Annotated in this window: 22 protein-coding genes; 14 read left to right on the top strand and 8 right to left on the bottom strand. The window is 60.3% G+C overall.

Features of this window, described 5'->3' with window-relative positions; translation table 11 throughout:
• The first annotated feature begins 3 nt into the window (after positions 1 to 3).
• The 8 genes from N4T19_RS03460 to N4T19_RS03425 all read left to right on the top strand — a co-directional run bounded on the left by N4T19_RS03460 (position 4) and on the right by N4T19_RS03425 (position 6,702).
• Positions 4 to 369 carry a Na+/H+ antiporter subunit C gene (locus tag N4T19_RS03460; protein ID WP_021028259.1) on the top strand — a complete coding sequence of 122 codons (366 nt, stop codon included), beginning with the start codon at positions 4 to 6 and terminating at the stop codon, positions 367 to 369.
• A complete protein-coding gene (locus N4T19_RS03455; RefSeq protein WP_116927348.1) occupies positions 369 to 2,141 on the top strand; it encodes a monovalent cation/H+ antiporter subunit D in 1,773 nt (590 codons plus the stop codon). The genes N4T19_RS03460 and N4T19_RS03455 overlap by 1 nt, the downstream gene beginning before the upstream one ends.
• On the top strand, positions 2,138 to 2,626 hold the full coding sequence (locus N4T19_RS03450; protein WP_260719486.1) for a Na+/H+ antiporter subunit E: 489 nt from the start codon (positions 2,138 to 2,140) through the stop codon (positions 2,624 to 2,626). Before N4T19_RS03455 ends, N4T19_RS03450 begins: the two co-directional genes overlap by 4 nt.
• Positions 2,623 to 2,901, top strand: coding sequence for a K+/H+ antiporter subunit F (locus N4T19_RS03445; RefSeq protein ID WP_021028262.1), 279 nt, complete (start codon positions 2,623 to 2,625; stop codon positions 2,899 to 2,901). Before N4T19_RS03450 ends, N4T19_RS03445 begins: the two co-directional genes overlap by 4 nt.
• On the top strand, positions 2,898 to 3,275 hold the full coding sequence (gene mnhG, locus N4T19_RS03440) for a monovalent cation/H(+) antiporter subunit G (RefSeq protein ID WP_116927350.1): 378 nt from the start codon (positions 2,898 to 2,900) through the stop codon (positions 3,273 to 3,275). The genes N4T19_RS03445 and mnhG overlap by 4 nt, the downstream gene beginning before the upstream one ends.
• A 134-nt stretch (positions 3,276 to 3,409) precedes the next feature.
• Positions 3,410 to 5,230, top strand: a complete 1,821-nt coding sequence (locus N4T19_RS03435) for a M14 family metallopeptidase (RefSeq protein ID WP_260719485.1) — start codon at positions 3,410 to 3,412, stop codon at positions 5,228 to 5,230.
• Between the two features lie 70 nt (positions 5,231 to 5,300).
• Positions 5,301 to 5,684: a fluoride efflux transporter CrcB gene (crcB, locus tag N4T19_RS03430; protein WP_260719484.1), complete on the top strand. Its 384-nt coding sequence runs from the start codon at positions 5,301 to 5,303 to the stop codon at positions 5,682 to 5,684.
• Between the two features lie 154 nt (positions 5,685 to 5,838).
• On the top strand, positions 5,839 to 6,702 hold the full coding sequence (locus N4T19_RS03425; RefSeq protein WP_116927352.1) for an LOG family protein: 864 nt from the start codon (positions 5,839 to 5,841) through the stop codon (positions 6,700 to 6,702).
• Between the two features lie 90 nt (positions 6,703 to 6,792).
• Here N4T19_RS03425 and N4T19_RS03420 read toward each other — a convergent pair whose 3' ends face one another.
• From N4T19_RS03420 to N4T19_RS03400, 5 genes are all read right to left on the bottom strand, one after another.
• On the bottom strand, positions 6,793 to 7,494 hold the full coding sequence (locus N4T19_RS03420; RefSeq protein WP_116927423.1) for an ABC transporter ATP-binding protein: 702 nt from the start codon (positions 7,492 to 7,494) through the stop codon (positions 6,793 to 6,795).
• Between the two features lie 8 nt (positions 7,495 to 7,502).
• On the bottom strand, positions 7,503 to 8,270 hold the full coding sequence (gene livG, locus N4T19_RS03415) for a high-affinity branched-chain amino acid ABC transporter ATP-binding protein LivG (protein ID WP_260719483.1): 768 nt from the start codon (positions 8,268 to 8,270) through the stop codon (positions 7,503 to 7,505).
• A gap of 37 nt (positions 8,271 to 8,307) precedes the next feature.
• Positions 8,308 to 9,540 carry a high-affinity branched-chain amino acid ABC transporter permease LivM gene (locus N4T19_RS03410; protein WP_409935194.1) on the bottom strand — a complete coding sequence of 411 codons (1,233 nt, stop codon included), beginning with the start codon at positions 9,538 to 9,540 and terminating at the stop codon, positions 8,308 to 8,310.
• Positions 9,537 to 10,460, bottom strand: coding sequence for a high-affinity branched-chain amino acid ABC transporter permease LivH (gene livH, locus N4T19_RS03405; protein WP_116927424.1), 924 nt, complete (start codon positions 10,458 to 10,460; stop codon positions 9,537 to 9,539). The genes N4T19_RS03410 and livH overlap by 4 nt, the downstream gene beginning before the upstream one ends.
• Positions 10,461 to 10,549: 89 nt before the next feature.
• Positions 10,550 to 11,674, bottom strand: a complete 1,125-nt coding sequence (locus N4T19_RS03400) for a branched-chain amino acid ABC transporter substrate-binding protein (RefSeq protein ID WP_116927355.1) — start codon at positions 11,672 to 11,674, stop codon at positions 10,550 to 10,552.
• Between the two features lie 705 nt (positions 11,675 to 12,379).
• Between N4T19_RS03400 and N4T19_RS03395 the strand changes: the two genes are divergently transcribed.
• A complete protein-coding gene (locus N4T19_RS03395) occupies positions 12,380 to 12,604 on the top strand; it encodes a hypothetical protein (protein ID WP_260719482.1) in 225 nt (74 codons plus the stop codon).
• A gap of 163 nt (positions 12,605 to 12,767) precedes the next feature.
• On the opposite strand, the gene N4T19_RS03390 is transcribed toward N4T19_RS03395, so the two are convergent.
• Positions 12,768 to 12,977, bottom strand: coding sequence for a hypothetical protein (locus N4T19_RS03390; protein WP_260719481.1), 210 nt, complete (start codon positions 12,975 to 12,977; stop codon positions 12,768 to 12,770).
• A 398-nt stretch (positions 12,978 to 13,375) separates the two neighbouring features.
• Here N4T19_RS03390 and N4T19_RS03385 point away from each other — a divergent pair, with 398 nt between their 5' ends.
• Complete coding sequence (locus N4T19_RS03385; RefSeq protein WP_116927358.1) at positions 13,376 to 13,594, top strand: hypothetical protein; 219 nt, start codon at positions 13,376 to 13,378, stop codon at positions 13,592 to 13,594.
• 500 nt (positions 13,595 to 14,094) lie between these two features.
• On the opposite strand, the gene N4T19_RS03380 is transcribed toward N4T19_RS03385, so the two are convergent.
• Positions 14,095 to 14,481, bottom strand: a complete 387-nt coding sequence (locus N4T19_RS03380) for a hypothetical protein (RefSeq protein WP_260719480.1) — start codon at positions 14,479 to 14,481, stop codon at positions 14,095 to 14,097.
• Here N4T19_RS03380 and N4T19_RS03375 point away from each other — a divergent pair.
• The 3 genes from N4T19_RS03375 to N4T19_RS03365 all read left to right on the top strand — a co-directional run bounded on the left by N4T19_RS03375 (position 14,465) and on the right by N4T19_RS03365 (position 16,078).
• Complete coding sequence (locus tag N4T19_RS03375) at positions 14,465 to 14,803, top strand: hypothetical protein (protein ID WP_133248210.1); 339 nt, start codon at positions 14,465 to 14,467, stop codon at positions 14,801 to 14,803. The two genes, N4T19_RS03380 and N4T19_RS03375, sit on opposite strands and share 17 nt — an antisense overlap.
• A gap of 92 nt (positions 14,804 to 14,895) precedes the next feature.
• Complete coding sequence (locus N4T19_RS03370) at positions 14,896 to 15,441, top strand: endonuclease V (RefSeq protein WP_116927362.1); 546 nt, start codon at positions 14,896 to 14,898, stop codon at positions 15,439 to 15,441.
• 313 nt (positions 15,442 to 15,754) lie between these two features.
• Positions 15,755 to 16,078 carry a helix-hairpin-helix domain-containing protein gene (locus N4T19_RS03365; protein ID WP_133248211.1) on the top strand — a complete coding sequence of 108 codons (324 nt, stop codon included), beginning with the start codon at positions 15,755 to 15,757 and terminating at the stop codon, positions 16,076 to 16,078.
• A gap of 838 nt (positions 16,079 to 16,916) precedes the next feature.
• Here the strand turns inward: N4T19_RS03365 and N4T19_RS03360 are convergent.
• Positions 16,917 to 17,756: an alpha/beta fold hydrolase gene (locus tag N4T19_RS03360; protein ID WP_260719479.1), complete on the bottom strand. Its 840-nt coding sequence runs from the start codon at positions 17,754 to 17,756 to the stop codon at positions 16,917 to 16,919.
• 907 nt (positions 17,757 to 18,663) lie between these two features.
• On the opposite strand from N4T19_RS03360, the gene N4T19_RS03355 reads away from it, so the two are divergent.
• On the top strand, positions 18,664 to 19,101 hold the full coding sequence (locus tag N4T19_RS03355; protein ID WP_182341036.1) for a LexA family protein: 438 nt from the start codon (positions 18,664 to 18,666) through the stop codon (positions 19,099 to 19,101).

Raw genomic sequence — 19,101 nt, 5'->3', positions numbered from 1 at the left:
CAAATGGAAATCGTACTGGCCATTGCCATTGGCGTATTGACCGGCTCCGGCGTCTGGCTGTTGCTGCGCCCACGGACGTTTCAGATCATCATGGGTCTGCTCTTGCTGTCGTATGCGGTCAATTTGTTTATCTTCAGCATGGGCCGCGTGGGCCTGGCGATCGACCGCGAGCCGATACTGCAGCCCGGTGTGCCCACCGACCTGATGCATTACGCCGACCCCATGCCGCAGGCCCTGGTGCTGACGGCCATCGTCATCGGCTTTGCGATGACCGCCCTCTTTTTGGTGGTGCTGCTCGCCTCGCGCGGCATGACGGGCACTGACCACGTGGACGGCTCCCTCTCCAACGATGTGCAGGAGGCGCCTTGATGTCGCTGATGACGCTGACTGAGCGCCTGATGCCGCACCTGCTGCTGGCACCGATTTTGCTGCCCATGCTGACGGCAGCGCTGATGCTGACGCTGGGCGAGAAGTACCAACGCACCAAACTGCTGATGAACATCAGCTCCTGCCTGATCGGCCTGGTCATCGCCATGGCCCTGGTCAAGTGGAGCAACCAGGATGGCATGGCCACCTCGATGAGCGTTTACCTGTCGGGCAACTGGGCCGCGCCATTTGGCATTGTGCTGGTGCTCGACCGGCTCTCGGCCCTGATGCTGCTGACCACCAGCGTGGTCGCGCTGTGTGCCGTGGTGTATTCCGGCGCGCGCTGGCACCGGGTGGGTGTGCATTTTCACCCGCTGTTCCAGTTCCAGATGATGGGCCTGGCCGGTGCCTTCCTGACCGGTGATCTGTTCAACCTCTTCGTGTTCTTCGAGATCATGCTGGCCGCCTCCTACGGTTTGCTGCTGCACGGCTCGGGCAAATCCCGGGTGCAGCATGGCCTGCACTACATCGCCATCAACCTGGCAGCGTCCTCGCTCTTTTTGATCGGCGTGTCGATGCTCTACGGCATCACCGGCACCTTGAACATGGCCGATCTGGCGCGCATCATCCCCAGCGTCAGCAGCGCTGACCGGGGCTTGCTGCACACCGCAGCCGGTATCTTGGCCACGGCCTTTCTGATCAAGGCGGCAGTCTGGCCGCTGAACTTCTGGCTGGTGCCCGCCTATGGCTCGGCCACCGCGCCGGTGGGCGCCATTTTTGCGCTGATGACCAAGGTGGGCATCTATACGATTGTGCGGCTGTGGACCTTGATGTTCAGCAGCGAGGCCGGGCCTTCGGCTCATTTTGGCAGCGCTTGGCTGATCTTGGGCGGGCTGGCCACGATGCTGTACGCGGCGATCTCGATCCTGGGTACGCAGCGCCTGGGCTATGTGGCGGGCTATGCAGCCATATTATCAGCAGGCACCTTGCTCGCCGCTGCCGGCTTTGGCCAGAACCTGATGACCAGCGCCTTGCTCTACTACATGCCCAGCTCCACCTTGGCCGTAGCGGCCCTGTTCCTGGTCACTGACCTGATCGAGCGATGGCGCACCACCGATGGCGCCAGTGTGCGCTTTGAGGATGAGGAGGCGCCGTTTTTGACCGCAGAGCTGCTGCCACGCGAGGGCCTCAACCTCGACGAGGACGAGGAAGTGCTGATTGGCCGGGCCATTCCGGCGGCGATGGCCTTCCTGGGCCTGTCGTTCATGGTCTGCACCCTGGTGATTTCCGGCCTTCCCCCGCTGTCGGGCTTTATCGGCAAATTCGCGATGCTCTCGGCGCTGCTCAATCCGCTGGGCCTGGGCTCGTCGGCGGGCACGCAGATCGGCTGGCTGGGCTGGCTGTTCATGGCCATTTTGATCGCCACGGGCCTGATGGCCTTGACGGCCCTGGTGCGCATCGGCATTCGCGAGTTCTGGTCCAGCATCAGCCGCAGCACGCCCGAGCTCAAGGTGATTGAAGGCCTGCCGCTCGCCATCTTGCTGGGCTGCTGCATTCTGATGGTGACCCATGGCGCCAGCGTGATGCGCTTTACCCAGCGCGCGGCCGACAACCTCCATTCGCCTGGCAACTACATCCGCGCTGTGCTGGAGACCAACCCCAAGCCCTCCCCCACGGCCAAGCCCGTGGTCACGCCCGAGATCCCGACCGTGCTGCCTGAAACTGGCTTTACCGCTGCGCCCGATGCAGCCATCGCCGGAGGTACCGAGCCATGAAGCGCCTTTTCCCTGCGCCCCTGCTGTCCGTGCTGCTGTGCCTGGTGTGGCTGCTGCTCAACCGCGGCATCAGCCCGGGCCAGATCATCCTGGGCGTGCTGTTCGGCTTGCTGATTCCTGTGCTGACCCAAGGCCTGCGTCCCCGCTCGGTCAGCATCAAAAAGCCCTGGACCATCATCCGCCTGGGCTTTCGTGTCGCCGCCGATTCGCTGCAATCCAATCGCGCCGTGCTGCGCCTGCTGCTGATGCCCGGCACCCGCAAAAAGCCGGCTGGCTTTGTGCACGTGCCCCTGCAACTGCGCGATCCCAACGGTCTGGCGGTGCTGGCAATGATCGTCTGCATCACGCCGGGCACCGCCTGGGCCGAGATATCGCGTGACCGTTCCATCCTGCTGTTGCACGTGCTGGAGGCGGATGACCCACAGGGCGTTATCGACCACATCAAGGCCTTCTATGAACGGCCCCTCATGGAGATTTTCGAATGAACAACATTCTTGCCTGGACGATGCCGGCGGCCCTGTTCATCCTGCTGCTGGCCATGCTGTTTGCGATGATCCGGCTGCTCAAGGGCCCGCAGGCCCAGGACCGTGTGCTGGCCCTGGACTGCATGTACCTGATCGGCATGCTCGCGATGCTGGTGCTGGGCATCCACTATGCGTCGGTCAATTACTTTGAGGCCGCCTTGCTCATCGCGCTGTTTGGCTTTGTCAGCTCGACGGCCATGGCCAAGTTCCTCCTGCGCGGGGAGGTGATCGAATGACGGAAATCGACCTGCCCATCTGGGTGCAGATTGTGGTGTCGGTGCTGGTGCTCGCGGGCTGCTTGATCACCTTGATCGGCGCGCTCAGCCTGTTTCGCCTGCCCAGCTACTACGAACGCGTCCACACGCCGTCCATCATCGCCTGCGCCGGCTGCTGGCTGATTGTCTGGAGCTCGGTCCTCTTCTTCAGCCTGCAGTCGCACAAACCCAGCTTTCACACCTTGCTGATCGCTGTGCTGCTGTCCGTGGCCGTACCCATCACCAATATCTTTTTGATGCGTGCGGCGCTGTTCCGCGACCGGCGCATGGGCAAGGATGTGCCGCCTAGCCTGAGCCGCATCGTGTCGGCCAACCCGGAAGGCAACGACGCCTGAAACCGTGATGGCGGTAGGCGGCCAAGGCACCGCCAGGGACGAGGTTCAGGCGGGAATAAGCGCCCGGGGACAGCAGGAACAGCGCGCTTGTTCTATGCTGGTGGATCACCAGCATCCACACCCCAGGCCCTGCCATGACGCTTCTGCTCTCCCACACCCTCAACCGCACGCTCAGCCAATGGATGGCTGAGCGCTTGGCCCATCCGCAGCCCGAGCTGGCATGGCAGCTCTGGTGTTTTGAAGGCGTTGATGCACGCCGGGCGGCTGAGCAGCAACTGGCCAAGCACGGCATCCGCGCCCGCATTCGCAGTGCCTACAAGCCGATGGTACATGCGGTGCTGGAAGACCTAGACACCACCGGGCTGCAAAGCCTGCAGCTGCACTATCCGCTGCATGCGGATGCGGCGCCCAACCGTTTTATGCTGGAGGCCTACCCGCTGGCCGCCATGCTGCCACACGGTGTCGATCTGCAGATGGCCGCCGGCCAGCACAACAGCAACTACACCCTGGCGCTGCGCTACCAGGATGGGCGCACACAAAGCCTGCAGGTGTTCGCGCCCAACCGGGCTTTCCAATCAGCGCACGGCAGCAGCGGCATCACCCCCTGCGGCTGGCAGCAGGCGCATGACGCCCAAGGCCGCACCGTGCACGATGCCGCCCTGCTCACGGACTACGAGGCAGCCTATAGCCAGGCCATGCAGGCCATTGAGCACCATGCCTGGCCCAAGACCGAGCCCTTCTTTGGCCGTCTGCATATCGCCATGCAACTGCCCGGATTTGAACAAGCGATTGCCGGCACCGGCGAGACCATGAGCACGCCCGAAGCCATGCACGAGGACCTGTATTTCTCGCTGCTGGAACATTTTCAAAAGCTGTCCGGGCGCGCAGCCGGTGACCGCCGCCTGCAACCGGGCCAGATCGTGCCGGACATCCAGATCGCCGCACAGTCCCATCCGCTGGAGCTGACAACGGTCGGCTTGCAGATCCGCGCACTCGCGCTGAGCGAGCCCCTGCCCGAGGTGGAAGAAGGCCTGCCAACCGCTACCTATAGCCCCCACAGCTTTGCCCAGGCCGATGCGGCCGCAGCGCAGCTGCAGCGCGCGCCGAGCCTGGCCCAGATGGATGCGCTGGTCCAGCCGCTGTTTGATGCCTATGGCAGCGCCTGCCAGGGCCAGAGCGTGCAGGGCCGCCGCATAGCCGCCACCTACAAAAAGGGCAGCGAGCATCCGGTGGTGCTGAGTGGCGGCCAGCATGCCAATGAGATATCAGGTGTGACAGGCGCCTTGCGCGGCGCGCTGGCACTGGCGCAGCAGGCGGACAGCCACTTTGCCTACATCCCCGTCGAGAACCCCGACGGCTATGACCTGCACCAGTGGTACTGCCGTTACGCCCCCGAGCAGATGCACCATGCAGCACGCTATACCGCGCTGGGCGATGACCTGGCCTACCGCGACCATGCCCCCTGGTACGAAGGCGCACTGCGCCGTGATGCGATTGCCGCCAGCGGCGCGCAGCTGCACCTGAGCCTGCATGGCTACCCAGCCCATGAATGGACGCGGCCCCTGTCTGGCTATGTACCGCAGGGCTTTGACCTCTGGACCATTCCGAAGGGCTTTTTCCTGATTCTGCGCTACCAGGAAGAGTGGCAGCCGCAGGCCGAAGCGCTGGCCGAGCGGGTGGCGCAGGCCCTGCTGCAGGTGGCGGGCTTGCCGGAGTACAACCGCCGCCAATTGGCGCTGTACCAAAGCCATTCCGGCCGCCAGCCGTTTGAGCTGCGGCATGGCACACCCTGCACCATGCAGGTCGACAGCCACGGCCTGACCCCCGTGAGCTTGATCACGGAGTTCCCGGACCAGACGGTGGTGGGCGATGCGCTGGTCTTTGCGCATACCGTGCAACGCGCTGCGGTGCTGGCCGCCTATGCCGCCTGGCAGGACATTGTGCAAACGCGCTGAGCTGGGAAGCATCACTGGCGTGGCACCGATTTTTCACGCAGTGCAGCTGCGCCCTGCTAAGCTGCCTGCCATGTGGAATGTTCTTGGTATATCGATTGGCGCCTGCCTGGGCGCGCTGGCACGCTGGCAACTGGGCCGCTGGCTCAACCAGCCCCATGCCTTGCTGCCCTGGGGCACCTTGGCGGCCAACCTGGTGGGCGGCTACGCCATTGGCCTGCTAGTGGCGCTGTTCCAAAACGCACCGGGCATCGACCCGGTCTGGCGCCTGGTGCTGATCACCGGTTTTCTGGGCGCCCTCACCACCTTTTCCAGCTTCTCTGCCGAGACGGTATCGATGCTGCAGGCCCAGCGCTACGGCCTGGCGCTGTTGCAATGCAGCCTGCACCTGCTGGGCTCGCTGGCGTTGACGGCCCTGGGCCTGGCGACCGGCCAGGCGCTGTGGGGTGGGCGCTAAGAATCCTTAAGGCGTATTTTTTAAGGCATTGCCGCGAGTGCATGCCCAAATCGCTCTATATTCAGTAGCAGCGCAGGCCCCGCTTGCGCTGTTTGTGTTTTTTGTGAACGCTGGTGCCTGCCGGGCACTGGCATTGTGAAAGCTGGAGAAGACCATGGACGCCAACACCCAACTCGACGAACAAGTCATGGCGCATGACTGGAACCTGTTCGGTGCCGACATACCTGCAGAGCAGGCGGCCAAGCGCGACTCTTACCGCCTGGCTTTTGCAGACCCCGAGTTTCTGAGCCGCCGCGAGACCCGCTCGATCCGCTTTCAACTCGAGATGCTCAAGCCCGACCTGGAGCTGACCGCCCAAGGCATCAACAACACCGTCGTGGTGTTTGGCAGCGCGCGCTTTGTGGCGCCTGAAGAGGCTGAGCTGCTGCTGGCGGCCGCCCAGGCCCAGGGCGATGCGCAAGCGATTGCCGTGGCGCAGCGCGCCATGGCCACCAGCCGCTACTACGACGCCGCACGCCGCTTTGCACGCCTGGTGGCCAAGTTCAGCGAAACCCAGAAGCTCGAAGACCGCCTCTACATCTGCACTGGCGGCGGCCCCGGCATCATGGAAGCGGCCAACCGGGGCGCCTCCGAGGAGCACGCACCCAATGTCGGCATGAACATCACCTTGCCCCATGAGCAGTCGGGCAACCGCTACATCACGCCGGCGCTGTGCTTCAAGTTCCACTACTTTGCGCTGCGCAAGATGCACCTGATGATGCGCGCGCGGGCCCTGGTGGTGTTTCCCGGCGGCTTTGGCACGATGGATGAGCTGTTCGAAGTGCTCACCCTGGTGCAGACCCACAAGGCCAAGGGTGTGCCCATTGTGCTGTTTGGCGTGGACTACTGGTCGCGCATGCTGAACTTCGATGTGATGATCGAGTACGGCACCATCTCGCCCGAGAACGTCAAGCTCTTCCACATCACCGACGATGTGCATGAGGCCTGCCGCATCATCCAGGCCTACTACCAGCGCTAACGCAGCGCCCAGGCATAAAAAAACCGCTCCTGACCATGCAGCCAGGAGCGGTTTTGCTTTGGGTAGTGGCAGCGTCTGCCGCTGCGCCGATCAGCCGCCCAGGTAGGCCTTGCGGATGTCCTGGTTGCGCAGCAGGTTGACCCCGCTGTCTTCCAGCGTGACCTTGCCGGTCTCCAGCACATAGCCCCGGTCGGCGATCTGCAGCGCCTGGTTGGCGTTTTGCTCGACCAGGAACACGGTCACGCCCTGCTCACGCACGGCCTTGATGATCTCGAAGATCTGCGCAATGATCAGCGGCGCCAGGCCCAAGGTGGGTTCATCGAGCAGCAGCAGGCGCGGCTTGCTCATCAGCGCCCGTCCAATGGCCAGCATCTGCTGCTCGCCGCCCGACATGGTGCCAGCGCGCTGCTCGGCACGCTCCTTGAGGCGGGGAAAGAGCCCGTAGACATAGTCAATGCCGTGCGCAATCTCCTGCTTGTTCAAGAAGAACGCGCCCATCTGCAGGTTCTCCATGACCGTGAGGTCCTTGAAGACGCGCCGGCCTTCGGGCGAGATCGCAATGCCCTTGCGCATGATCAGGTGCGAGGACTGCCCCACCAGCTCTTCACCCTCGAACTTGATCGAGCCCGTGGTGGCGCAGGGATTACCGCAGACGCTCATCAGCAACGTGGTCTTGCCAGCGCCATTGCTGCCGATCAGCGAGACGATCTCCCCCTCATTGACATGCAGGCTCACATCGTTGACTGCACAAATCGCACCGTAATGCGTGCTGATATTCTTGATTTCCAACATCGGCTGCATCAGGACTCTCCCAGGTATGCCTTGATCACGCGTTCGTCATTGCGAATGACCTCCGGCACACCCAGTGCAATCGGCTTGCCATACTCCATCACCAGGATGCGCTCGGACACCCCCATCACCAGGCTCATGTCATGCTCGATCAGCAGCACCGTCACGCCGTACTCGCGGCGCAAGCGGTCGATGAGGTGCTGCAGCTCCACCTTCTCTTGCGGATTGAGGCCGGCTGCAGGCTCGTCGAGCATCAGCAGCTTGGGCTTGGTGATCATGCAGCGCGCAATCTCCAGCCGGCGCTGGTGGCCATAGGCCAGGTTGCCCGCCTCGCGGTTGGTGAAGGCGCGCAGGCCCATCACATCCAGCCAGTGGGCCGCTTGCTCCTTGGCGTGCTCTTCGGCCGCGCGGTAGGCCTTGGTCTTGAACAGGCCCGAGAGCAGGTTGCGCTTGATCTGCTGATGCTGGGCCACCAGCAGGTTCTCCAGCACCGTCATGCCCTTGAACAGGCGCACGTTCTGGAAGGTACGCACCACGCCGTGGTTGGCCACCTCATGGCTGGCAAGGCCGGCAATCGACTGCCCGCCCAGCGACACGGTACCAGCCGTGGGCTTGTAGAAACCGCTGATGCAGTTGAACACGGTGGTCTTGCCCGCACCATTAGGGCCAATGATGGCGAACACCTCCTGCGGCTTGACATCGAGCGCGACCTGGTCGACCGCGAGCAAGCCGCCAAAGCGCATGCACAGGCCTTCGACCTTCAGTATGCTTTGACTCATAAACACTTCTCCCTGTTTGCGTTTTCCGTGTTTACGGTCATTGCTTCAACTCTTCATGGTGGCGCTTCATCGGGAACAAGCCCTGCGGACGCCAGACCATCATCAAGATCATCACCAGGCCGAAAATCAGCATGCGGTATTCCGAGAACTCGCGTGCCAGCTCAGGCAGCACCGTGATCAGGATCGCGGCCACGACAACGCCGATTTGCGAGCCCATGCCGCCCAGCACCACGATGGCCAGGATCAGGGCCGACTCGATAAAGCTGAACGACTCGGGGCTGACAATGCCCTGGCGCGCGGCAAAGAATGCGCCGCCAAAACCGGCAAACATGGCGCCCAACGTGAAGGCCGAGAGCTTGATCTTCGTGGGGTTCATGCCCAGTGAGCGGCAGGCGACTTCGTCTTCACGCAGCGCTTCCCAGGCACGGCCAATGGGCATGCGGATCAAACGGTTGCTGATCCACAAGGTGACCAAGGCCAGGCCCAGCGCCAACAGGTAGAGGAACACCACCATGTGCATGGTGTTGAACTCGATGCCCAGGAACTGCTGCAGGGTCTGCGCACCCTCTTGCGAGGCCGAACGGGTCAGCTCAAAGCCCAGGAAGGTGGGCTTGGGAATGCTCGAGATGCCGTCCGGCCCGCCGGTGAAGTCCACCAGGTTGACCAGCAGCAGGCGGATGATTTCGCCAAAGCCCAGGGTCACGATCGCCAGGTAATCGCCGCGCAGGCGCAGCACCGGAAATCCCAGCAAGAAGCCGAACAGGGCAGCGGCTGCGCCGGACAGCGGCAGCGCTTCCCAGAACGACCAGCCGGCCCAGTGGAACAGCAAGGCATAGGTATAGGCGCCCACCGCATAAAAGCCGACAAAGCCCAGATCGAGCAGACCGGCAAAGCCCACGACGATGTTCAGGCCCAGGCCCAGCATCACATAGATCAAGGCCAAGGTGGCGATATCGACCGCGTTGCGGCCGCTGAAAAACGGCCAGGCAATGGCCGCCACAATCACCAGCCACATGAGCGTCATGCGCATGCGGGCACTGACCTCGGGCAGGCGCGGCGCCTGCACCCGGGCCATATGCTTGCCCAGCATCGGCTTGACCAGCTGCAGCACCAGCACGATGACAAAGCCCCAGATCACCAGGTTCCAGTGCGGCTCGATGTAGTTCTGGCCGCCCTTGCGCTCCAGGTGCAGGCCAAAGATGGGGACCACCACCAAAGCGGCCAGCACGGCCGAGATGATGGCGTTCTTGATGTTCGCTTTCACCATCAGACTTTCTCCACTTCAGGCTTGCCCAACAGGCCCGTGGGGCGGAAGAGCAGGATCAGCACCAGCAGACCAAAGGCGACGATGTCCTTGTATTCGGACGAGATATAGGCGGCAGCCATGGTCTCGGCCACGCCCAGCAGCACGCCGCCCAGCATCGCACCCGGAATGCTGCCGATACCGCCCAGCACCGCCGCTGTGAAGGCCTTGATGCCCGCAACAAAACCGATATAGGGGTTGAGCTTGCCGATCGCCAGCGCAATCAGCACGCCGCCCACCGCAGCCAGCACCGCGCCCAGAATGAAGGTGAACGACACCACCTTGTTGGTGTCAATGCCCAACAGATTGGCCATCTGCATATCTTGCGAGCAGGCGCGCGAGGCGCGGCCCATGCGCGAGTGGCGGATGTAGAAGGTCAGCGCGGCCATCAGCACCACGGCAACCACGATGATCAAGATGCGGGTGTAGGGCACAAAGACCTCGAAATCACCCATGTGAAAGTTGAAGGCACCAGGCAACAGCGAAGGCACCGCCATATCACGTGCGCCCTGGCCCAGGGCCACCCAGTTTTGCAAAAAGATCGACATTCCAATGGCCGAGATCAGGGCCACCAGACGGGGGCTGCTGCGCAAGGGCTTATAGGCCACCTGCTCGACCACATAGCCATAGACACCGGTGAGCACCACCGCTACGAGCAGCATGGCACCGATCACCACAAAGACCGGCAGCCCGCTTTGCGTGCCGATGGCCGACAAGGTCACCAGGCCGATATAGGCCGCAATCATATAAATCTCGCCATGGGCGAAATTAATCATTCCGATAATTCCATACACCATCGTGTAGCCAATGGCCACCAGCGCGTAGATCGCGCCCAGTGACAGACCATTGAACAACTGTTGTATGAATTGGGGCAAAAAATCGTTCATACCGTACCAACCCAATTCCATTGGCGCTTGTGGCCGCCAAAATAAAAAAGCATGGCTCTATGTTTTAGAGCCATGCTTTTGCCAAACACTTACTTGGTTGCAGGCGACTTGCTGCCGTCCTTGTGCCAGCTGAACACCTGGAAGTCGTAGGACTTCAGGTCACCCTTGGCATCCCAGGCGAGCTTGCCCAGTGGGGTTTCAAAAGTTGCGGTATGCAGGTGCTTGGCCACCTTGGCGCCATCATTGCCCACGGCCTTGATCGAATCAGCAATGACTTGCACAGCGGTGTACGAGCCCATCTGGAACGAGCCGGAAGGATCGCGCTTCTTGTCCTTGAATGCCTTGACGATGGCGGCGTTCTTGGGGTTGGAAGCGAAGTCCGCAGGCAAGGTCACCAGCATGCCTTCAACAGCCGGGCCGGCGATGGCGTTGATTTCAGGGTTGCCCACGCCTTCTGGGCCCATGATGCGGACCTTCAGGCCTTGCTCAGCCGATTGGCGCAGCAGCAGGCCCATCTCTGGGTGGTAGCCGCCGTAGTAGACAAAGTCCACACCAGCGCTTTTCAGCTTGGTGATCACGGCAGAGTAGTCGCTGTCACCGGCGTTGATACCTTCGAACAGCGCGACGTTCACGCCGTCGGCCTTGAGCGTGTCACGCACGGCCGTGGCAATGCCCTGGCCGTAGGATTGCTTGTCGTGCAGCACGGCAACCTTCTTGGGCTTGACGTTCTGGGCAATGAACTTGGCAGCGAAAGGACCTTGCTGGTCGTCACGGCCAATGGTGCGGAAGATCGAGCTGAAGTTCTTGCCTTCGGTGAGCGCTGGCGACGTGGCCGACGGAGTCACCACCACCACACCTTCGTTGTTGTAGATGGGCGCCGCAGCAATGGCAGCGCCCGAGCACACGGGGCCGACCACGTAATGGATCTTGGCGTTGACCACGCGGTTGGCGGCCACTGGGCCTTGCTTGGGCTCGCAGGCATCGTCAACGATCACCGCTTCGAGCTTGTTGCCATTGACACCACCGGCTGCATTGATCTGCTCGAGCGCCGTATCCACACCCTCCTTGACCATGTCGCCGTACTGGGTCAGCGGACCCGTCGCAGGAATGACCACACCAATCTTGATATTTTGAGCCTGGGCGGCGCCAGCGAGCATGCTGCCGGCCAAACCAAATGCAACCACCATCGAGTTGAGGCGAAACGGTACCTTCATATCGGAATCCTTTTTTTAATCAAGCTATGGATCGCAATCATTGCCAATAGAGCAACTATCAAGTGCGATGCGGAGACAGCATATAGGTCTAACCAACTCTCACAAGAGGGATGCCAAGGATTGCCAAATATGTCACGTATGTGCTAGCAGACAGTGACCTTTGCACCTATGCGAGGCATCCATCGGCATCTTTGCACCAAATGTGTGCAAATACCGCTAAAGCCACCGCAAGCGGTGGTTGAGACCTTCTACATTTAAATGCATTTAGTGCACCTATAAGAAGGACCCGCGCCCTCCCCGGCATCTGCAGCGTGCTCAACCCTCCCCTGGCCAACCGCCCAACGGCTATCATCAAGCCCAGAGTACAAGCACGCCATTGCGAGAGGCAGCATTGTGCGCGAAAAATCCTGCCGCGCGCGCATTCTGACCAGTCCAAACCCATCCACAGCCCGCCAAGATCGGCAACGCGCACCGAGTTCACAGGTTTTTTTTGTTACATCCGCAATCAAAAATCGCCACCCTTACGGTCGCCTAGAGCGTGGCCAACCACCCAGAAATCGGTAAACACGCTTGATGCACATGGGCTTATATTGCTGCCCGAACCTAACGGTATGTGAATGTTTTTATTGGGTGATTCTTTAACCATTGCTAACTCAAGCAAAAACTGCTTGCACAATGTCAATCACGTATGGAGAATTGTTCAACATGAAAGAGATTAGGTTGATCAATTCCAAAGGCAGCGGCGCGGACAACGCCGTGGCTGCCTCTGCCTGGCTGCCCGATGACGTCCACCATCGCCAGCAATTCCTGGAACTGCTGGAGCAGGCCATTGCTGACGGCGGGCCAGGCACCTACCTGCTGCAGACCCGTGGCCACCATGTGCTTACGGATATTCTCTACCCCAACCGGGCGTTTTGCACGCCAGCCTAAGCGCTGCGGGCTTTGCGCGCTGGCCGCTTATACCGGTTGGCGGCGCCGGGGTCATGTCTCCCTGCAGCATCGCTGCGCAAAGGCAAGCGCCCATGCGGTTGCCCCAGCACCGCTTTCACTGCCGAGACTGCCAGATTTTTTGGCTGCACGCTCCGGTTTGGCGTCAGTCACCCACTACCACCCCAGCCGCCGCCAGCTTGGCGGCCAGCACATCGCGCCGGCGCTCAGCCTTTGCAGCAGTCGCCATCGCAGCACGCATGGCCTGAGGCCCTTTGAGCGATGCGATGCGCACCAGGGCCGTTTTCTGGTTGACCTCGGCCACCAGCTTTTGGTAACTGGCCATCAACGCAGCATGTTCTTGGGAAGGGACCACCGCTTTTCCTTGTCTTTCGAGAGCCGCTATTGTCGGGCGAAATGCCTTGTCCCCGCGCCCAGCGGCTACTCCCCCGCCCTGCGGCATGACCTGTATGACAGCCGCCTACTCCCTCCCGGCCGCAACGCAACCTCGGATTGTGTTGCATGGCAACCAATGCGCCTGCGTGCGCTCCGGAACCGGTTACAGTGGGGCATAGCATCAGGAGGATTCCATGGCCACCCAAGCGCAACGCAACTGCAGCCCGGACACGCACGCACATGGATACGCGCTTCAAGTACCAGCCGCTCCTTGACGCACGCAGCAGACTTGCCCGTCCCCTCTCCGCCCCGATTTCCTTTTGATTGCCGATGGCGCATGACTGCGGTCATCTCGCCCGTGCACACCGCTTGAGCTTTATGAAAACCATCGACGAAATGCTGAGCCTGGAGCTGCTCACCCATGCCCAACATGGCGAGATCAGCGCCTGGATTGACCAGTCCAACTCCCCCGAAGAAATTCTGCAGATGCCTTCGAACCTCTGGCAGGCCATTGAGCGCGCAAGCCTGGCCATGGGGGTCAATGACGATCTTTTGCGACCTCCTGCTCTGGATGCGGGAAGCTTGTTGCTGGGTTGAAATTTTTTGCCGAGCGCAGCGTTTGGTGCAGGCACGAGCTGCCGAGGGATCGGTGCCAGCCTTCAGGCTTGCTAGGCCCCATGAAGGACCACCATTGGCATGGATTCGACAAATGGTGAAGTGGTTCAGGTGGGCCAAGTGGGCCAAGTCGATCCAGTGGGCCCACTGGGCGAGATGGCATTGGGATGGCCAGGCCGGCCGGGCAATTCCGTCCAAGGGGTGTGAGCCCGATGATGTTGCATCGCAAGCTCACATGCTGACACGCTTGCCCTGACAGTTGTTGATGGTACCAAGACCGTCCTGCAATTGGTCTAGCTTATGATTTTATGAATATAGGGAGGTGCTAGAACGAAGTATGAGCTAGTCATCGCTTGAGAGCCGGCTGAACGCAGGCTCTTTTTTTGCGAACCAAGGGAATACCCTTGCAAAATCGTTTTATATCAATCTATAGAATATATCTAACGATTTTGCCGGATTCATGCACCATCCTCCCTCCCTCTCTATATTTGCATGAACATGCCTGAGCGATCAGGAACGGCTTTTTTCAGCGCCTCGGGCCACCTTCGGGTGGCCTTTTTTTGGGACTTGGTGGCGAGCTGCAGCGGTGATCGTCCTTGATATACGTCCATCGTGGCCGTCTCTTGCCCGCGGGCAGCTTGCGGATGCCTTTCGCACCAGTTGCGCACCAAGACAAAGAGAATTTCCGCTGCAGCGCTCAGCCCGGATGGCCGTAAACTACCTGCGTCTTCAGAACACCAGGTGTCCACCATGTTGTCCCGGCTTACTTTGTCACTCTCATGTGTATTATTCACATATGCAGGTCTGTCCCACGCCAGTCCCGCCTCACAAGAAGCCTTTGCCTGGAAGACCTTGAAGATCAAAGCCATGATCTGCAAGGAAGAATATACGATAGGTCGCCTCCAGGCGAACCAGGGTGAGACAACACCACAACAGGCTTACAGCGATTTCCTGGACTGCCGAACTGCAGTCTTGCAGGCATCCAAGAACGTCTACCAAAAAGTGCTCGGCAAAGCCAAGGGGAGCGACGCCAAGAAGGCCGTGAAAGACTACCAGGTGGCATTCATGACCTTTCTGGACGGCATCGATCCCCAAGCGGAAGAAACAAAATACGCGTACGCGCTGCGCCTCTCCGCCTTGGAAAGCAAGCTCAGCACGGCTAAGCAGCGCCTGGATCTGGAATTGGAATAAGCGATGGGCTCGCTCCTCACTGCAGCCCCCACGAAGACTCGAGTCATGCAAGCCATCAGCAGAAGTGGCGGCTCAGCCAGGGAATCCGCACCATGATTGCGATTCTGGATGTCCACTACCAGGGCCAAAAGGCGCAAGCCGCTTGCGTCACTGCGAGCGATTGGTCATCACCAGCCGCCCTGCACCACTACCTGGCCCATATCGAAGCCATACAAGACTATGAACCCGGGGCGTTTTACAAGCGTGAGCTGCCTTGTCTGCTGAGTGTTCTGCAAACGCTACCCGCACTGCCCCAAGCCATCGTCATCGACGGCTATGTGTGGCTGGGCGACGAAAAGCGTGCGGGGCTGGGCGCCCACCTCTACGAGGCACTGGATGGCGCTGCGCCAGTCATCGGCGTTGCAAAGACCGCGTTTCATGGTGTGGCGTCTTGCCCGGACGTGGTTCAGGTGCGCCGCGGGCAATCGCAGCGCCCCCTGTTTGTGACAGCCGTAGGCGTCAGCCCTCAATTAGCCAGTGCCCGGGTCTCGCGCATGGCGGGCGCGCACAGAATCCCATCACTGCTGGCCCTGACCGATCAGCTCTCCAGGTCTGGCAGCATGGATGGTCAACTGCAGGCGAACCACAGGCCTGCTTAGGAAGCGCTCTGGCCTGTGCCGCACGTGTGGCAGAGGTGCTTGGCCATTGGTGGGCCGAGGCCCTATAGTTGGCAATCCTGCTTGGCCGGCACCCCAGGACCCGGCACGGAGTCGTAGCGAGCGATACGACGCTAGATATCCTCCAGTGCAGACCTCGGCACACCCCTTATTTTTGCGTTGACATTGACAGAATCACTATTTTCAGTGATACCAATTGTTACGCGCTCACTCTATGCTTCAAACTCCGCAGCCCTTCACTTCCCAACGCACCCGGGCTGCGGCGTTTCAGTTCTACATTGTTGGATGGCTAGAGATGAATACCAGCACTGCACACCCATCGCTCCATGCGGCTACGACCTTGCAAGGCTTGCTACCGCCTCATTTGTGGCGAGTGCTTGCAAGAAATGGCATTACCACCATTGAACAGGTAGCCCAGAGCTACCCGGAAAAGCTTTTGCAAATGCCCAGCGTGGGCCCCAGAACCTTCAGAAAAATAGAGGAAAGCCTGTTTCCAGGCGAGCGCTATGCGCCTGCCCAGCAGCCGAACATTGCGCAGGCCGATCTGGACCAGGCACCCAGAGCCCTGCCTTTTTTCAGACGCACCCAGAATGCACTGAGGCGGCACGATCTCAAGTAGCCAAGGCTGGGCCGGGCTAAGGGCCATGGGAGACCTTGCGACGATCTTTGCGTTCGCGCCTCATTCGCCTCCAAAGGGTGGTGCCTGCATGTCACCATCCCATCCGCAGCCTCGAATGCTGCCGCAGCAATAAGGCTCCGCTACCCCGGCATGACAGATCCCTGCCTGCTATGGCACGGAGGGTACGCCCATCCACCGTCTGGTGTCGCTTTTGGAAAACGGCCAATATCCGTTGCACGGCGACCGCGCCCAAGCGCCCAAACAGATCGCTTTTCCACCATGCACACGGCACCCAGCCTGGCTACAGGCCAGCTGCTGGCTGGGTGAGTCCTATCCACTGAGTTTCAAAGAGTTACATTGCGCTTCACACCAGAGACAAACTCCCGGCCAATCGCTTGCATAGGATCATCTCAAGTCATGGGGCTGGTTGACCTACCAGCCCTTTGCACAGCTCCCTCCCGCCCGTGACCCTGCGGGCATTCAAGCCACCCAGCCGGTGGCTTTTTTTTACGCGCCCGATCTTCAGTTATTCACTGCATACGCATTGCGGAGCACGCCCGAAAATTGCGGAACGGAACGCAAGAAAAGCCCTCGCGCGATGCACGCAAGGGCTTGATTTTTAAAATTTTATTCGGCGAGCTCCGCGATTTTTCAATCCGCGAGCTACGGTTTACCCCCGCACCTTCAACCCATCCAAGCCACTGCCAGTTCGGGCAAATAGATCACGGTTTTGGCTGGAGACTGGCATTTGCCAATCCCTCTTTGGCAGCCATTTAACGGCCTTAGATTAACTCGCCATCTGCCTCTGACCTCCGCCAATCCCAGCGATTGACGTTAGTTAGCCTCGCTTCATAAAGCTGATCAGGGCCTGATTGAACTCAGCTGCATGCGATACATTGCAACCGTGCGGGCCTCCCTTGATGAGGTGCAACTCGCAACCTTTCACCAGTTGGTGCGTATGATGGCCGCTCACTTCAAACGGTACGATGGCATCACTGTCACCGTGCAACACTAAGGTAGGGATAGTGATCTTTCTCAGGTCTCCCCGAAAATCAGTGCGCGAGAATGCATGCCTGCAATCGAGCGTGGCTTTAGGTGATGCCAACGTAGCGATGGCATACGCGTAAGCACGTTGGGCTTCGCTGACTGCCAGCTTTCCGCCTTTGGGGGTGAAAAAATCATGGGTAAATTTTTCCAAGAAAGCCAGGCGGTCAGCGCGGATGGCTGCGTCCTTCTCCGCAATGGCCTCTTCTGTCACCGGGCCTTCTGGGTGGTCGTCTGTCTTGAGCAGGTACGGGGTGACAGCCGCCGCGAACACGGCCTTGGCAATACGCTTGCTGCCATATAAACCCAGGTAGCGGGCCACTTCTCCACCCCCCATAGAAAAGCCGACCAAGGTGACATCTTGGAGCGTCAGGGCGTCGAGCAAAGCCTCAAGATCTTTGGCAAAAGTGTCGTAGTCATAGCCAGACCAGGGCTGCGAGGACTCTCCGAATCCTCTGCGGTCATACGTAATGACGCGGAATCCAGCCTCAACCAGCGGCAGGATCTGCGCTTCCCAACTACGGCCACTGAGCGGCCAGCCATGAATAAGCACAACCGGTTTGCCTTGGCCATAGTCCTGGTAGTGGAGGCGAACCTCTTGATTGTCAGCGGATGGAAGTGTGATGTGCGGCACGTATAACTCCTGTCAGACCGTGAATCGACAGTTTCACTGTCCCAAATTCTGATGACGAGGCCTGTCAGGGATAGCTGATACGCCTGTGGGTGGATACCGAAAACGGAGGCGTAAATGCAGAAGGACTACCGCCACACACCCACTGGCTTTCTGATTAACGCGGGTCCGTACTTGCCGCCAATGCCTGACGCGCCGCCGCCGACTTTGAGCAACGCTTGATGGGCTGAGCAAATCATCCGGGACACTGGGGCAAGCCCTGCTGGCTGACTCCTTCTAGGCCGCCGCGCCCCACTTGGGCGACCGCATTGCCGATAACGCGCAGCAGCAATTCCCGCGTCTCCACGGCCAGGTGGCGAAAGCCCTTCGGGTCATCCTGCGTTTGCATCAGGCTGAAAGATCTTGGAGTCGATGAACCTTCAGGCAAGACCAGTGCCGAGCGCTCCACCGAGCATGGCTCGTGGCGACACCAAGCCACCACCGAACGACACACCGATGGCATCATTTGCCCGGAACCGCATAGGAGACATGTCTTGTTTCGCGCCAGACAAACGAAAAACCCTGCTACCTATGAGATAGCAGGGTTTCCTTGTTTTATATGGTGGGTCCTGCGAGATTCGAACTCGCGACCAACGGATTAAAAGGCCATTGCTTTATCATTTAAAAACAATGGCTTGGCAAAAATTTAGTTCCGCAAAAGAGAGCGCGAACCACTGCGCAACCTCTTGTTTTACAACATGCTGAAAAGCGTTTGCGGAACACTTTTGGCTGCATTCAGCTCCTACAGTGAGCCGGGCCCTGCCACCGCTGCAGGCCTCTCCGGCCCCCTGTCTCCTACGACAAATCGCTCCTGCATTGAATCAATCGAAAGTGTTGAAGTCGTTATCTTCCTTTCAGATATACTGTATGCATGCACAGTACTTTTCAGCCCAACACACCGATCTTGGTGTCCGCTGCCCCGCTCTCAATCCTGCGGGCCGAAGGGTCTGTGCGCGCTGGCTTCCCTTCGCCAGCCGAGGATTTTGCGGTCACCCGGCTGGACATAGGCGCCCTGCTCGTGAAGCACCCGCAGGCCACCTACCTGCTGCGCGTGGCCGGGCCGTCCATGCGCGAGTTCGGCATTGATGATGGCGACCTGGTCGCGGTCGACCGGGCGCTGCAGGCCCGCCACGGGTGCATAGTCGTGGCCGTCATCGAAGGGGAGTTCACGGTCAAGAAGCTGTTCAAGGCCGCCGGCATGGTCAAGCTGAAGGCCGGCAACCCCACCTACCCCGACATCACGCCCAAGGAAGGCCAGAGCCTGGAGATCTGGGGCGTGGTCACCAGCTGCATCAAGATCTTCGCGTGA

This window comes from Comamonas squillarum, assembly GCF_025309455.1.
Classification (GTDB): domain Bacteria; phylum Pseudomonadota; class Gammaproteobacteria; order Burkholderiales; family Burkholderiaceae_C; genus Comamonas; species Comamonas squillarum.
Note: the sequence above shows the minus strand (reverse complement) of the source record. Positions and strands in the feature narration are given on the sequence as shown.

Excerpts from the sequence above, each read along its gene's own strand:
- N4T19_RS03460 (WP_021028259.1), top strand. The coding sequence starts at position 4 with ATGGAAATCGTACTGGCCATTGCCATTGGCGTATTGACCGGCTCCGGC.
- N4T19_RS03455 (WP_116927348.1), top strand. The coding sequence starts at position 369 with ATGTCGCTGATGACGCTGACTGAGCGCCTGATGCCGCACCTGCTGCTG.
- N4T19_RS03450 (WP_260719486.1), top strand. The coding sequence starts at position 2,138 with ATGAAGCGCCTTTTCCCTGCGCCCCTGCTGTCCGTGCTGCTGTGCCTG.
- N4T19_RS03445 (WP_021028262.1), top strand. The coding sequence starts at position 2,623 with ATGAACAACATTCTTGCCTGGACGATGCCGGCGGCCCTGTTCATCCTG.
- mnhG (WP_116927350.1), top strand. The coding sequence starts at position 2,898 with ATGACGGAAATCGACCTGCCCATCTGGGTGCAGATTGTGGTGTCGGTG.
- N4T19_RS03435 (WP_260719485.1), top strand. The coding sequence starts at position 3,410 with ATGACGCTTCTGCTCTCCCACACCCTCAACCGCACGCTCAGCCAATGG.
- crcB (WP_260719484.1), top strand. The coding sequence starts at position 5,301 with ATGTGGAATGTTCTTGGTATATCGATTGGCGCCTGCCTGGGCGCGCTG.
- N4T19_RS03425 (WP_116927352.1), top strand. The coding sequence starts at position 5,839 with ATGGACGCCAACACCCAACTCGACGAACAAGTCATGGCGCATGACTGG.
- N4T19_RS03420 (WP_116927423.1), bottom strand. The coding sequence starts at position 7,494 with ATGTTGGAAATCAAGAATATCAGCACGCATTACGGTGCGATTTGTGCA.
- livG (WP_260719483.1), bottom strand. The coding sequence starts at position 8,270 with ATGAGTCAAAGCATACTGAAGGTCGAAGGCCTGTGCATGCGCTTTGGC.
- livH (WP_116927424.1), bottom strand. The coding sequence starts at position 10,460 with ATGAACGATTTTTTGCCCCAATTCATACAACAGTTGTTCAATGGTCTG.
- N4T19_RS03400 (WP_116927355.1), bottom strand. The coding sequence starts at position 11,674 with ATGAAGGTACCGTTTCGCCTCAACTCGATGGTGGTTGCATTTGGTTTG.
- N4T19_RS03395 (WP_260719482.1), top strand. The coding sequence starts at position 12,380 with ATGAAAGAGATTAGGTTGATCAATTCCAAAGGCAGCGGCGCGGACAAC.
- N4T19_RS03385 (WP_116927358.1), top strand. The coding sequence starts at position 13,376 with ATGAAAACCATCGACGAAATGCTGAGCCTGGAGCTGCTCACCCATGCC.
- N4T19_RS03380 (WP_260719480.1), bottom strand. The coding sequence starts at position 14,481 with ATGGCTTTGATCTTCAAGGTCTTCCAGGCAAAGGCTTCTTGTGAGGCG.
- N4T19_RS03370 (WP_116927362.1), top strand. The coding sequence starts at position 14,896 with ATGATTGCGATTCTGGATGTCCACTACCAGGGCCAAAAGGCGCAAGCC.
- N4T19_RS03365 (WP_133248211.1), top strand. The coding sequence starts at position 15,755 with ATGAATACCAGCACTGCACACCCATCGCTCCATGCGGCTACGACCTTG.
- N4T19_RS03355 (WP_182341036.1), top strand. The coding sequence starts at position 18,664 with ATGCACAGTACTTTTCAGCCCAACACACCGATCTTGGTGTCCGCTGCC.